The following is a 15,110-nucleotide window of genomic DNA, read 5'->3' on the forward strand; positions in this document are numbered from 1 at the left end:
GAATAAAGTGGTCTCTCTCTTCTTTTGATTCGGCTTTGGTTTTCACCCGGGGCAACAGCGCGGCCACGGACTCTTTGAGCTTGGGTGTTTTCTCCAGTTCCAGCCCGTTGTCCACCAGTTTCGCCACCGCCCACAGCAGGTTGGCGATATGCTGAGGACTAAAGTGGTCTTTCTCTTCTTTTGATTCGGCTTTGGTTTTCACATGGGGCAACAGCGCGGCTACAACCCCTTTGAGCTTGGGTGTTTTCTCCAGCTCCAGCCCGTTGTCCACCAGTTTCGCCACGGCCCACAGCAGGTTGGCGACTTCCTGAGGATTAAAGTGGTCTTTCTCTTCTGTTGATTCGGCTTTGGTTTTCACATAGGGCAACAGCGTGGCGACGGCTTCTTTTAGCTTCGGTGTCGTCTCCAGCTCAAGCCCGTTGCCAACAATTTTTGCCAGGGCCCACAGCAGATTGGCGGTACCTTGGGCATCAATACCCCTGGCTTCAGTTTTTTGTTTGCACTTAAGTATTACTGCATCAAGTAAAGTTGACAATAAAGCTGCCTGAGTTTCCTTACTTCCCTCATTCATGTATTTATGAGGGGTAAAAACACCCGCTGAAGTAAATGAATGAAACGTTGTCGTCAGACTTCGCCAGGTCCATCCGGCGGTAGCTTTAAAATCGTGCAACAATGGTATCAGTTGGCGTTGTTCACTATGATGCAAAGGTCTTCCTGACGCTGAAGTGTATTGTTTGATTAAAGTGGCAAATTGACCGTGTTTTTTACCATCATAGCGATCACCAAAACGAGCAGATATCCTCACCAGGTAATCCATTCTTTCTTGTGTGATGAGAGCATGAAAATCATGAACAGGTTTTACTGAATGTCTTGGTGGATGGTTAGCAGAACAGGCGTCAGAAGCAGAATAGAATTCATTACGCTCCCGGATATAGGCGAGTGGTACATTCACCTGTCTGACTGTGCCATGCCAGTATCGCCCACTCTCTGAAGAATCGGTACGATCATCCGGTTGATTATAATCATTACCAGATGTTGCGCATTTCCAACTGATACCAGCACCGCCTCTATCCATAATTATATTTCATTAATTCATGTAAAATATAAAAAGTAGACTACTTTACGGCCTCATCAGGCAGTAGTTTTTACTGGCTTTTTTCTCTTCCTTTTTCTCTTTTTTGGTTTATTTATTTGCTCTTCTAAATATTCTTCAGCGGTAAAATAACAGTCATCGGATAATTGCCATCCTTCATCGGCAGTAAAGTATGCCTCACCTGCCGCACACTCACTGCTGTCAGGTGACACAGGATCATGGGCCCCTGGCAGGATGGCTAACTTTGTCTTTATTTGCTCAATAACTCTTTGTATTGAATACTGGTTATCAAGCTTGTTCACCGGTATTTCAATAAACTCAAATCCTAATTTTTTATACAGGGCGATTTTCAACACAGTCGAACCATTCCTGGTTTTGAAATCACCACCCACGTAATGGAAAGGCCCCTGAACGTCGATCACAATGTTGTAATCTGGCAGTAGCAGGTCAACCGGAGGTAATGAGTTCAGACTCTTCTCTTCTTCAATCTTCAAAGAGGGAAGGCTTGATCGGAGTTGATCGTGAAAAGTGGATTGTGATTGTGAAGTGTTTGTTCGGTAATGGGGAACCACCGGACACGCTCTCCCCAGCCAACTTGTGACCATAGCAATAATGGATGGATCCTCGGTATTACCGGTGAGTGTATTTCCCAGGCAAGAAAATAGTCTACCTATGTGCTTTTCAAGTGAGTTTTTATTATTTTCACCGTAGGCCAGATAAAATCTGGCACAGAACGCCATGACTCCCCACAGAGACATCCATCTACCTTGATGAGAGCGCGAGGTGTTTTCGCTGATTTTGCCGACAAGGGAAGCTAACGTTGATTTAACCACATTCAGCTCAATAGCCTCACCCAGTTTTGCCACGGCCCATATCATGTTGGCGACTTCCTGTGGCTTGAATTGGTCTTTCTCTTCTTTTGATTTGGCTTTGGTTTGCACATGGGGCAACAGCGCGACCACAGCCTCTTTGAACTTAGCTGTCTTATCCAGCTTCAACCTGTTCTCCACCAGTTTCGCCAGGGCCCACAGCTGGTTGGCGATATGCTGAGGAGTAAAGAGGTCTGTCTCTTCTAATGATTCGGCTTTGGTTGTCACATGGGGCAACAGCGCAAACACGGCCTCTTTCATCTTTGGTGTCTTCCCCAGCTCCAGTCCGTTTTCTACCAGTTTCGCCATGGCCCACAGCAAGTTGGCGGTATCTTTTGCGCTGAAGCGGTCTTTCTCTTCTATTGATCCGGCGTTGGTTTTCACATAGGGCAACAACCAGGCCACGGCCTCTTTAAGCCTGGGTGTCTTCTCAAATGTCAGTCCGTTGTCTACCAGTTTCGCCACAGCCCACAACAGGTTGGCGACGCCCTGTGGCCTGAAGCGGTCTTTCTCTTCTTTTGATTCGGCTTTGGTTTTCACATGAGGCAACAGCGCGGCCACAGCCTCTTTGAGCTTCGGGGTGTTCTCCAGCTCCAGCCCGTTTTCCACCAGTTTTGCCAGGGCCCACAGCTGATTGGCGATATGCTGAGGAATAAAATGGTCTTTCTCTTGTTTTGATTCGGCCTTGGTTTTCACATGGGACAACAGCGCAACCACAACCTCTTTGAGCTTCGGTATCCTCTCCAGCTCCAGTCCATAGTCCACCAGTTTCGCGAAGGCCCACAGCTGGTTGACGATACCTTGAGTGTCAAAGTGCTCTTTGTCTTCTTTTGATTCTGCTTTGGTTTTCACATGAGGCAACAACGCGGCCACGGTCCCTTTGAGCTTTGGAGTCTTCTCCACCCCCTTGTCCACCAATTTCGCCAGGGCCCACAGCAGGTTGCTGATATGCTGAGGAATAAAGTGGTCTCTCTCTTCCTTTGATTTAGCTTTGGCTTTCACATGGGGCAACAGTGCGGCCACGACCTCTCTGAGCATCAGTGTCTTGTCCGGCTCCAGCCCGTTGTCCACCAGCTTCGCCACAGACCATAGCAGATTGGAGATATGCTGAGGAATAAAGTGGTCTCTCTCTTCCTGTGATTTGGCTTTGGTTTTAACATGGATCAACAGTGCGGCAACAGCCTCTTTGAGCTTCGGTGTTTTCTCCAGCTCCAGCCCTTTGTCCACCAGTCTCGCTAAGGACCACAGCAGGTTATTGATACCTTGTACATCAAGATCCCTGGCTTCAAGTGTTTGGTTGCAATTAAGTATTACTTGATCAAGTAAAGTGGACAGTAAAGCAGCTTGAGTTTTCTTAACCAACTCTTCCGTATATTTATGAGAGGTAAAAACACCCGCTGAAGTAAATGAATGAAACGTCGTCGTCAGACTTCGCCAGGTCCACCCAGGTGTCGCTTTAAAATCGTGCAACAATGGTATCAGTTGGCGTTGTTCACTATGATTCAAAGATCGTTTTGACGCTGAAGTGTATTGTTTGATGGAAAGGGCAAGTTGACAGTGTTTTTTACCATCATAGTGATCACCATAATGAGTAGATATCTTCATCATGTAATCTATTTTTTCTGGTGTAATGAGAGCTTTGAAACCATGAACAGGTTTTATTGAATATCTTGGTGGATGGTCAGCAGAGCAGGCGTCAGAAGCCGTATAAAATTCATTACTCTCCCGGATATAGGCGAGTGGCGCATCCAACTGTCTGACTGCACCATGCAAGTATCGCCCACTTTTTGCAGAATCGGTACGACCATCCGGTTGTTTATAATCATTATCTGGTGTTGTACATTGCCAATTGATACCAGCACCGCCTCTGTCCATAATTATATTTCATTAATTCATGGGGAATATAAAAAGTAGACTATTCTATGACATCATCAGTCAGCAGTTTTTACTGACTTTCTTCTCCTCCTTTTTCTCTTTTTTGTTTTTTCTGTTTGCTCTTCTAAATATTCTTCGGCGGTAAAATAACAGTCATCGGAACATTCCCCTCCTTCATCGGCAGTAACGTATGCTTCATTTACTGCCCCCTCGCCGCTGTTAAGTAACAAAGAGCCATAAGCCTGTGGCGGGACGGCTAACTTTGTCTTTATTTGCTCAATAACTATTTTTATTGAATCCTGATTCACAAGCCTGGTCACCGGGATTTCAATGACCTCAAATCCTGATTTTTGCAGCAGGGCGATTTTCAGCAAAGTCGGACCATTCCTGGTTTTGAAATCACCACTCACGTAAGTAGCTGGCCATATGGAATCGAATATTTCTGGCTACTTGGGCTGGTACTATGCGAGGCACAACGGAGGGAGCATAGCCGTAGCTATGTGACCGGAGTTGTAACGAAGCAGAGTGCCGGCACAAGGAGTCAGAAATATATGATTTCATATGGTTAGCTACTTAATGGGAAGGTCCCTGAATGTCGATCACTATGTGGTAATCTGGCAGTAGCAGGTCAACCGGAGGTAATGAGTTCAGACTCTTTTCTTCTTCAATCTTCAACGAGGGAATACTTGATTGGAGTTGATCGCGGAAGGTGGATTGAGATTGTGAAGTGTTTGTCGTGTAATAAGGGATGACCGGACACGCTCTCCCAAGCCAACTTGCAGCCATGGCAATGATGGATTGATCCTCTATACTGCCCGGGGATGTATTTGCCAGGCGAGAAAATAGTTCGCCTATGTGCTTTTCAAGGGAGTGTTTATTATTACTGCCTGAGTCCAGATAAAATCTGGCACAAAATACTTCAGATTTTTGGTTGCACTTAAGTATTACAGGATCAAGTAAAGTTGACAGTAAAGCAGCCTGAGCTTCCTTAACCCACTCATCCATGTATTTATGAGGGGTAAAAACACCCGCTGAAGTAAATGAATGAAATGTTGTCGCCAGGCTTCGCCAAGTCCACCCGGGTGTCGCTTTAAAATCGTGCAACAAGGGTATCAGTTGGCGTTGTTCACGATGATTCAAAGAACGTTTTGACGCTGAAGTGTATTGTTTGATGGAAAGGGCAAATTGACAGTGTTTTTTACCATCATAGTGACCACCATAATGAGTAGATATCTTAATCATGTAATCCATTTTTTCTGGTGTGATGAGAGCTTTGAAACCATGCACAGGTTTTATTAAATGTCTTGGTGGATGGTCAGCAGAACAGACGTCAGAAGCAGCATAAAATCCATTACTCTCCCGGATATAGGCGAGTGACGCATCCAACTGTCTGACTGTGCCATGCCTGTATCGCCCACTTTTTGCAGAATCGGTACGATCATCCGGTTTTTTATAATCATTACCTGATGTTGTGCATTGCCAACTGACACCAGCACCGCCTCTGTCCATAATTCTATTTCATTAATTCATGGGAAATGTAAAAAGTAGACTATTCTTCGGCGGAAAAATAACAGTCATCGGAAAATTGCCCTTCTTCATCTGCAGTAAAGTATGCGTCATCTGCCGCCTCCTCGCTGTTCAGTAACACAGGGCCATCGGCCTCTCGCAGGATGGCTAACTTTGTCTTTATTTGCCCAATAACGCTTTGCATTGAATCCTGGTCATCCAGCTTTCTCACCGGGATTTCAATAACCTCAAACCCTGATTTTTGCAGCAGGGCGATTTTCAACAAAGTCGGGCCATTCCTGGTTTTGAAATCACCACCCACGTAATGGGAAGGTCCCTGAACGTCGATAACCATGTTGTAATCTGGCAGTAACAGGTCAACCGGAGGTAATGAGTTCAGACTCTTCTCTTCTTCAATCTTCAAAGACGGAAGGCTTGATCGAAGTTGATCGCAGAAAGTGGATTGTGATTGTGAAATGGTTGTCCGGTAATCGGGAACCACCGGACACGCTCTTCCAAGCCAACTTGCAGCCATGGCAATGGTGCATTGATCCTCTATTTTGTCCGGGAATGTATTTTCCAGGCGAGAAGATAGTTCACCTATGTACTTTTCAAGGGAGTGTTTATCATTACTACCTGATTCCAGATAAAACCTGGCACAGAATACCATGACTCCCCAGAGAGACATCAATATATCTTGCTGAGAGAGCTGAGGTGCTTTACTGATTCTGTCAACAAGTAAATCAAACGTAGATTTAACCAGGTTCAGCTCAATGGCCTCACCCAGTTTAGCCAGGGCCCACAGCAGGTTGGCGGTACCTTGAGTGTTGAAGTGGTCTTTCTCTTCTTCTGATTCGGCTTTGGTTGTCACATTGAGCAACAGCGCGGCCACAGTCTCTTTGAGCTTCGGTGTCCTCTCCAGCTCCAGTCCGTTGTGCAGCAGTTTCGCCACAGCCCACAGCAGGTTAACAATATCTTGATTGCTGAAGCAGTCTTTCTTTTCTTTTGATTCGGCTTTGGTTTTCACATAGGGCAACAACCTGGCCACGAGCTCTTTAAGTGTGGGTGTGTGCTCCAGCTCCAGTCCGTTATCCACCAGTTTCGCCAGGGCCCACAGCAGGTTGGAGACTACCAGTGGCTGGAATTGGCCTTTCTCTTTTGATTCGGCTTTGGTTGTCAAATGGTACAACAACGCGGCCAAGGCTTCTTTGAGCTTCGGTGTCTTCTCCAGTTGCAGCCCGTTGTCCACCAGTTTCGCCAGGGCCCACAGCAGGTTGGTGATATGCTGAGGAATAAGGTGGTCTTTTTCTTCTTTTGATTCGGCTTTGGTTTTCACTTGGTACAACAGCGCGGCCAAGGCCTCTTTAAGCTTCGGTGTCTTCTCCAGCTCCAGCCCGTTGTCCACCAGTTTCGCCAGGGCCCACAGCAGATTGGTGATATGCTGAGGAATAAAGTAGTCTTTCTCTTCTTTTGATTCGGCTTTTGTTTCCACATGGGGCAAAAGCACAGCCACGACCTCTTTGAGCTCCGGTGTCTTCTCCAGCGCCAGCCCATTGTCTACCAGTTTCGCCAAGGCCCACAGCAGGTTGGAGATATGCTGGGGAATAAAGTGGTCCTTCTCTTCTTTTGATTCGGCTTTGGCTTTAACATGGGGCAACAATGCGGCCACAGCCTCTTTGAGCGTCGGTGTCTTTTCCAGCTCCAGTCCGTTGTCCACCAGTTTCGCCACAGCCCACAGCGGGTTGGAGATATGCTGAGGAATAAAGTGGTCCTTCTCTTCGTTTGATTCGGCTTTGGCTTTAACATGGGGCAACAATGCGGCCACAGCCTCTTTGAGCGTCGGTGTCTTTTCCAGCTCCAGTCCGTTGTCCACCAGTTTCGCCACAGCCCACAGCAGGTTGTTGGTAGTTTGAATGTTAAAGTGGTCTTTATCCTCTTTTGATTCGGCTCTGGTTTTTACATGGGGCAACAGCGCGACCACGGCCTTTCTGAGCTTCAGTGTCTTTTCCAGCCCATTGTCCACCAGTTTTGCCACGGCCCACAGCAGGTTGGAGATATGCTGAGGAATAAAGTGGTCTCTATCTTCTTTTAATCCGGCGTTGGTTGTCACATGGTGCAAAAGTGCGGCCACGACCTCTTTGAGCATCGGTGTCTTCTCCAGCCCGTTGTCCACCAGTTTCGCCAAGGCCCACATCAGGTTGGCGTTACCTTGAGGGCCAAAGTGGTCTTTCTTCTCTTTTGATTCAGCTTTGGTTTTCACATGGTGGAGCAACGTGGCCACGGCCTCTCTGAGCTTCGGTGTCTTCTTCAGATCCAGCCCGTTGTCCACCAGTTTCGCCACAGACCACAGCAGGCTGGCGATACGCTTGGGAATAAAGTGGTCGTTCTCTTGTTTTGATTCGGCTTTGATTTTCGCATAAGGCAACAGCGCGGCCACGGCCTCTTTCAGCTTCGGTGTTTTCTTCAGCGCCAGCCCATTGTCCACCAGTTTCGCCAGGGCCCACATCAGGTTGATGGCACCCAGTGCATCAATATCCCTGGCTTCAGGTTTTTGGTTGCACTGAAGTATTACCAGATCAAGCAAATTTGACAGTAGAGCAGCTTGAGTTTCCTTAACCCACGCATCCATGTATTTATGAGAGGTAAAAACACCCGCTGAAGTAAATGAATGAAACGTTGTCGTCAGGCTTCGCCAGCTCCACCGGGGTGTTGCTTTAAAATCGTGCAACAATGGTATAAGTTGACGTTGTTCACTGTGATTTAAAGATCGTTGTGACGCTAATGTGTATTGTTTAATTAAAGTGGCAAATTGACTGTGTCTTTTCCCATCGTAGCTTTTACCGTAATGGGCAGGTATCTTTGCCAGCCAATCCATTTTTTCTTGAGTGATGAGAGCATTAAAATCATCAACAGGTTTTACTGAATGTCTTGGCGGATAGTCCGCAGAGCAGGCACCAGAGGCACGATAAAGTTCATTACGCCCCAGGATATAGGGTAGTGGAGTATTCGCCTGCCTGGCTGTGCGATGTCGATATCGCCTGCTCCCTGAAGAATCGGCATGACTGTCCGGTTGTTTATAATCATTACCTGATGTCGTGTATTTCCAACTTATACCAGCACCGCCTCTATTCATATTTATATTTCATTAATTCATGGAAAATATAAAAAGTAGACTACCGGCTTGTTTATAGCCCATCTTGCTTAAATGTCTATCAACTCCTGAGTAATTGCTGCTTAAGTAAATGGGTTTTTACCGACTTTTTTCTCTTCCTTTTTCTTTTTGATTTACCTGTTTTCTCTTCTAGATACTCTTCGGCAGTAAAATAACAGTCATCTGAAAATTGTCCGTCTTCATTGGCAGTAAAATATGCTTCATCAGTCGACTCCTCTTCCCTGTCAGGTGACACAGAGCCATGGGCCTCTTGCGGGATGGCTAACTTTGTCTTTATTTGCTCAATAACTATTTTCATTGAATCCTGGTTATTAATCTTATTCACCGGGATTTCAATGACCTCAAATCCCAATTTCTGCAGCAGGGCGATTTTCAGCAACGTCGAGCCATTCCTGGTTTTGAAATCACCACCCACGTAATGAAAAGGTCCCTGAACGTCGATCACCATGTTGTAATCTGGCAGTCGCAGGTCAACCGGAGATAATGAGTTCAGACTCTTTTCTTCTTCTATCTTCAAAAACGGAAGATTTGACTGGAGTTGATCGCGGAAATTGGATTGTAATTCTGAAATGGATATCTGGTAATCGGGGACCACCGGACACGCTTTTCCAAGCCAACTTGCGGCCATGGCAATAACGGTTTGAACCTCTATATTGTCCGGGGATGTATTTCCCAGGCGAGAAAAAAGTTCACCTATGTGCTTTTCAAGCGGGTTTTTATCATTACTACCTGAGTCCAGATAAAATCTGGCACTGAATACCATGACTCCCCAAAGCGACATCAATATATTTTGCTGAGAGAGTTGAGGGTTTTTGCTGATTCTGTCAACAAGAAAATCGAACGTAGATTGAACCAGGTTTAACTCAATGGCCTCACCCAGTTTCGCAAAGGACCACAGCAGGTTGACGGTATCTTGAGTGTTGAAGTTATCTCTCTCTTCTTTTGATTCAGCTCTGATTTTCACATGATACAACAGCGCAGGCACGGCCTCTTCAAGCTTCGCTGTCTGATCCAGCACCAGCCCGTTGCCCAACAGTCTTGCCAAGGCCCAAAGCAGGTTGATGGCACCTCTAGTGGTGAAGTGGCCTTTCTCTGCTTTTGATTCGGCTTTGGTTTTCACATGGGGCAACAACGCAACCACGGCCTCTTTCAGCTGCGGAGTCTCCTCCAGCTCCAGCCCATTGTCTACCAGTTTCGCAAAGGACCACAGTAAGTTGGAGACTCCCTGTGGCTTGAAGTGGTCTTTCTCTGCTTTTGATTCGGCGTTGGTTTTCACCCGGAGCAACAGCACGGCCAGGGCCTCTTTCAGATTCGGAGTATTCTCCAGCTCCAGCCCGTTCTCCACCAGTTTCGCCATGACCCACAGCAGGTTGGCGATATTCTGAGGCACAAAGAGACCTTTCTCTGCTTTTGATTCAGCTTTGGTTTTCACATGGGGTAATAACGTGGTCACGGCCTCTCTGAGCTTCACTGTCTTCTCCAGCTTTAGCCCGTTGTCCACCAGCTTAACCATGGCCCACAGGAGGTTGGCGATATGCTGAGGCATAAAGTGGTCTTTCTCTTCTTGTGATTCGGCTTTGGTTTTCACAAGGTGTAAGAGCGTAGCCACGGCCTCTTTCAGCTTCGCTGTCTTCTCCAGCGCCAGACCGTTGTCCACCAGTTTCGCCAGGGCCCACAGCAGGTTGGCGATATGCTGAGGGATAAAATGGTCTTTCTCTTGTTTTGATTCGGTCCTGGTTTTCACATGAGGCAACAGCGCGGTCACGGCCTCTTTGAGCTGCACTGTCGTCTCCAGCTCCAGCCCGTGATCCACCAGTTTCGCCACCGCCCACAGCAGATTTGTGGTAGCTTGAGCGTTCAAGTGGTCTTTCTCTTCTTTTGATTCGGCTTTGTTTTTCACATGGGGCAACAACGCAGCCACGACATGTTTGAGCTTCGGCGTCTTCTCCAGCTTAAGCCCATTGTCCACCAGTTTCGCCACGGCCCACAGTAGATTGGTGACTTCCTGTGGCTTGAATTGGTCTTTTTTTGCATCGGCTTTGGTTTTCACCAAGGGCAGTAGCGCGGCCACGGCCTCTTTTAGCTTCGGCGTATTTTCCAGTTTTAGCCCATTGCCCACCAGTTTCGCCATGGCCCATAGCAGGTTGGCGACTTCCTGTGGCGTGAAGTGGTCTACTTTTGATTCAGCTTTGGATTGCACAAGAGGCAACAGCGCGGTCACGGCCTCTTTCAGCTTCGGTGTCTTCTCAAGCTCCAGCCCATTGTCCACCAGTTTCGCCAAGGCCCACAGCAGGTTGGTGATACCTTGTATATCTATATCAATGGCTTCAGTTTTTTGGTTGCACTTAAGGATTAATGCATCAAGTAACGTTGACAGTAAAGTAGCTTGAATTTCCCTATACCCCTCATTCATGAATTTATGAGGGGTAAAAACACCCGCGGAAGTCAATGAATGAAGCGTTGTTGTCAGACTTCGCCAGGTCCACCGGGGTGTCACTTTAAAATTGTGTAACAATGGTATCAGTTGACGTTGTTCACTATGATTTAATGGTCGTTTTGACCCTGATGCGTACTGTTTGATTGAACAGGCAAATTGACCATGATTTCTACCATCATAGCGATCACCATAACGAGCAGATCCTTCGGCCAGCCAAGCCATTTTTTCTGGTGTGATGAGGGCATGAAAACCATGAACAGGTTTTATTGAATGTCCTGATGGATGGTTAGCAGAGCAGGCGTCAGAAGCAGGATTAAATTCATTACGCTTCTGGGTATAGCGTAGTGGCACATTCACCTGCCTGACTTTGCCATACCTGTATTGCCCACTCCCTGAAACCCCGGCATGATCGTCCGGTTGCTTATAATAACTACCGGATGTCGTGTATTTACAACTAATACCAGCACCGCCACTATCCATAATTATATTTCATTAATTCATACAAATATAAAAAGTAGACTACTCTGTGGCATCAACGGACAGAAGTTTTTACTGGCCTTTTTCTCTTCCTTTTTCTTTTTTTGGGCTTTTTTATTTGCTCTTCTAAATATTCTTCAGCGGTAAAATAACAGTCATCTGAACATTGCCCTCCATCATCGGCAGTAAAATATGCCTCATCTGCAGCCCACTCGCCGCTGTTAAGTGACACAGAGCCATGAGCTTCTGGCAGGACGGCTAACTTTGCCTTTACTTGCTCAATAACTGTTTTCATTGAATCCTGGTCATCAATCTTGTTCACCGGGATTTCAATAACCTCAAATCCTAATTTTTGCAGCAGGGCGATTTTCAACAAAGTCGAACCATTCCTGGTTTTGAAATCACCATTCACGTAATGAGAAGGTCCCTGCACATCAATAACTGTGTTGTAATCGGGCAGCAGCAGGTCAACCGGAGGTAATGAGTTCAGACTCTTTTCTTCTTCTATCTTCAGAAACGGCAGGCTTGACTGGAGTTGGTCGCGGAAAGTGGATTGAAATTCTGAAATGAATATCTGGTAATCGGGAACCACCGGACACGCTCTCCCAAGCCAACTTGCAGCCATGGCAATGACGGTTTTAACCTCTGTACCGCCCGGACATATATTTTCAAGACGAGAAAAAAGTTCACCTGTGTGCCTTTCAAGCAGGTTTTTATCATTGCTACCTGAGTCCAGATAAACTCTGGCACTGAATACCATGACTCCCCAGAGCGACATCGATATATCTTGCTGAGAGAGTTGAGGGTTTTTACTGATTCTGTCAACAAGAAAGTCGAACGTAGATTGAACCAGGTTCAACTCAATGGCCTCACCCAGTTTCGCCATGGCCCACAGCAGGTTGACGGTACCTTGAGTGTTGAAGCCGTCTCTCTCTTCTTTTGATTCAGCTTTGATTTTCACATGATACAACAGCGCAGGCACAGCCTCTTCAAGCTTCGCTGTCTTATCCAGTACCAGCCCGTTGTCCAACAGTGTTGCCAAGGCCCAAAGCAGGTTGATGGCACCTTGAGTGGTGAAGTGGCCTTTCTCTTCTTTTGATTCGGCTTTGGTTTTCACATGGGGCAACAAGGCGACCACGGCCTCTTTCAGCTGCGGAGTCTCCCCCAGCTCCAGCCCATTGTCTACCAGTTTCGCAAAGGACCACAGTAAGTTGGAGATTCCCTGTGGCTTGAAGTGGTCTTTCTCTTCTTTTGATTCCGCGTTGATTTTCACATGGAACAACAGCGCGGCCACGGCCTCTTTCAGCTTCGGAGTATTCTCAAGCTCCAGCCCGCTCTCCACCAATTTCGCCATGACCCACAGCAGGTTGGCGATATGCTGAGGCACAAAGTGGTCTTTCCCTGCTTTTGATTCAGCTTTGGTTTTCACATGGGGTAATAACGCGGCCACGGCCTCTCTGAGCTTCACTGTCTTCTCCAGCTTTAGCCCGTTGTCCACCAGCTTAACCATGGCCCACAGGAGGTTGGAGATATGCTGAGGCATAAAGTGGTCTTTCTCTTCTTGTGATTCGGCTTTGGTTTTCACAAGGTGTAAGAGCGTAGCCACGGCCTCTTTCAGCTTCGCTGTCTTCTCCAGTGCCAGACCGTTGTCCACCAGTTTCGCCAGGGCCCACAGCAGGTTGGCGATATGCTGAGGGATAAAATGGTCTTTCTCTTGTTTTGATTCGGTCCTGGTTTTCACATGAGGCAACAGCGCGGTCACGGCCTCTTTGAGCTGCACTGTCGTCTCCAGCTCCAGCCCGTGATCCACCAGTTTCGCCACCGCCCACAGCAGATTTGCGGTAGCTTGAGCGTTCAAGTGGTCTTTCTCTTCTTTTGATTCGGCTTTGTTTTTCACATGGGGCAACAACGCAGCCACGACATGTTTGAGCTTCGGCGTCTTCTCCAGCTTCAGCCCATTGTCCACCAGTTTCGCCACGGCCCACAGTAGATTGGTGACTTCCTGTGGCTTGAAGTGGTCTTTTTTTGCATCGGCTTTGGTTTTCACCAGGGGCAGTAGCGCGGCCACGGCCTCTTTTAGCTTCGGCGTATTTTCCAGTTTTAGCCCATTGCCCACCAGTTTCGCCATGGCCCATAGCAGGTTGGCGACTTCCTGTGGCGTGAAGCGGTCTACTTTTGATTCAGCTTTGGATTGCACAAGAGGCAACAGCGCGGTCACGGCCTCTTTCAGCTTCGGTGTCTTCTCAAGCTCCAGCCCATTGTCCACCAGTTTCGCCAAGGCCCACAGCAGGTTGGTGATACCTTGTGAATCAATATCCCTGGCTTCAGGTTTTTGGTTGCACTTAAATATTACTGCCTCAAGTAAAGTTGACAGTAAAGTAGCTTGAGTTTCCCTATATCCCTCATCCATGAATTTATGAGGGGTAAAAACACCCGCGGAAGTCAATGAATGAAGCGTTGTTGTCAGACTTCGCCAGGTCCACCGGGGTGTCACTTTAAAATCGTGTAACAATGGTATCAGTTGACGTTGTTCACTATGATTTAATGGTCGTTTTGACCCTGATGCGTACTGTTTGATTGAACAGGCAAATTGACCATGATTTCTACCATCATAGCGATCACCATAATGAGCAGATCCCTCGGCCAGCCAAGCCATTTTTTCTGGTGTGATGAGGGCATGAAAACCATGAACAGGTTTTATTGAATGTCCTGATGGATGGTTAGCAGAGCAGGCGTCAGAAGCAGGATTAAATTCATTACGCTTCTGGGTATAGCGTAGTGGTACATACACCTGCCTGACTTTGCCATACCTGTATTGCCCACTCCCTGAAGCCCCGGCATGATCGTCCGGTTGCTTATAATAACTACCGGATGTCGTGTATTTATAACTAATACCAGCACCGCCACTATCCATAATTATATTTCATTAATTCATACAAATATAAAAAGTAGACTACTCTGTGGCATCAACGGACAGAAGTTTTTACTGACCTTTTTCTCTTCCTTTTTCTTTTTTTGGGCTTTTTTATTTGCTCTTCTAAATATTCTTCGGCGGTAAAATAACAGTCATCTGAAAATTGCCCTCCATCATCGGCAGTAAAATATGCCTCGTCTACCGCCCACTCGCCGCTGTTAAGTGACACAGAGCCATGAGCCTCCGGCAGGACGGCTAACTTTGCCTTTATTTGCTCAATAACTATTTTCATTGAATCCTGGTTATCAATCTTGTTCACCGGGATTTCAATAACCTCAAATCCTAATTTTTGCAGCAGGGCAATTTTCAACAAAGTCGAACCATTCCTGGTTTTGAAATCACCATTCACGTAATGAGAAGGTCCCTGCACATCAATAACTGTGTTGTAATCGGGCAGCAGCAGGTCAACCGGAGGTAATGAGTTCAGAATCTTTTCTTCTTCTATCGTTAAAGATGGAAGGCTTGATTGGAGTAGATCGCAGAAAGCGGATTGTGGTTCAGAAATGACTGTCCGGTAATGGGGGACCACCGGACATGCTCTGCCAAGCCAACTTGCGGCCATGGCAATAACGGATTGAAACTCTATATTGTCCGGGGATGTATTTCCCAGGCGAGAAAATAGTTCACCTATGTGCTTTTCAAGCGGATTTTTATTATTGCTACCTGAGTCCAGATAAACTCTGGCACAGAATACCATGACTCCCCAG

General features: G+C 46.8%; 8 protein-coding genes. All 8 read right to left on the reverse strand.

All coding sequences use genetic code 11. The features are described from left to right. A partial coding sequence (locus J7438_RS23285) for a hypothetical protein (protein WP_209278468.1) occupies positions 1-1,075 on the reverse strand: 1,075 nt, incomplete at its 3' end. Positions 1,076-1,131: 56 nt separating this feature from the next. After that, a complete protein-coding gene (locus tag J7438_RS23290; RefSeq protein ID WP_209278469.1) occupies positions 1,132-3,837 on the reverse strand; it encodes an RAP domain-containing protein in 2,706 nt (901 codons plus the stop codon). A gap of 56 nt (positions 3,838-3,893) precedes the next feature. Further along, entirely contained in the window at positions 3,894-4,247 is a 354-nt protein-coding gene (locus tag J7438_RS23295; protein WP_209278470.1) for a hypothetical protein, read from the reverse strand. Between the two features lie 163 nt (positions 4,248-4,410). Beyond that, positions 4,411-5,346: a hypothetical protein gene (locus J7438_RS23300; protein ID WP_209278471.1), complete on the reverse strand. Its 936-nt coding sequence runs from the start codon at positions 5,344-5,346 to the stop codon at positions 4,411-4,413. 40 nt (positions 5,347-5,386) lie between these two features. Further along, complete coding sequence (locus J7438_RS23305; protein WP_209278472.1) at positions 5,387-8,476, reverse strand: RAP domain-containing protein; 3,090 nt, start codon at positions 8,474-8,476, stop codon at positions 5,387-5,389. Positions 8,477-8,555: 79 nt separating this feature from the next. After that, positions 8,556-11,432 (reverse strand): RAP domain-containing protein, encoded by a 2,877-nt coding sequence (locus J7438_RS23310; protein ID WP_209278473.1) that lies wholly within the window; start codon positions 11,430-11,432, stop codon positions 8,556-8,558. A 52-nt stretch (positions 11,433-11,484) separates the two neighbouring features. Continuing rightward, positions 11,485-14,343 carry an RAP domain-containing protein gene (locus J7438_RS23315; RefSeq protein WP_209278474.1) on the reverse strand — a complete coding sequence of 953 codons (2,859 nt, stop codon included), beginning with the start codon at positions 14,341-14,343 and terminating at the stop codon, positions 11,485-11,487. A gap of 52 nt (positions 14,344-14,395) precedes the next feature. Further along, a partial coding sequence (locus tag J7438_RS23320) for an RAP domain-containing protein (RefSeq protein ID WP_209278475.1) occupies positions 14,396-15,110 on the reverse strand: 715 nt, incomplete at its 5' end.

It is taken from the genome of Thalassotalea sp. G20_0, from assembly GCF_017744175.1.
Lineage (GTDB): Bacteria > Pseudomonadota > Gammaproteobacteria > Pseudomonadales > Endozoicomonadaceae > Endozoicomonas.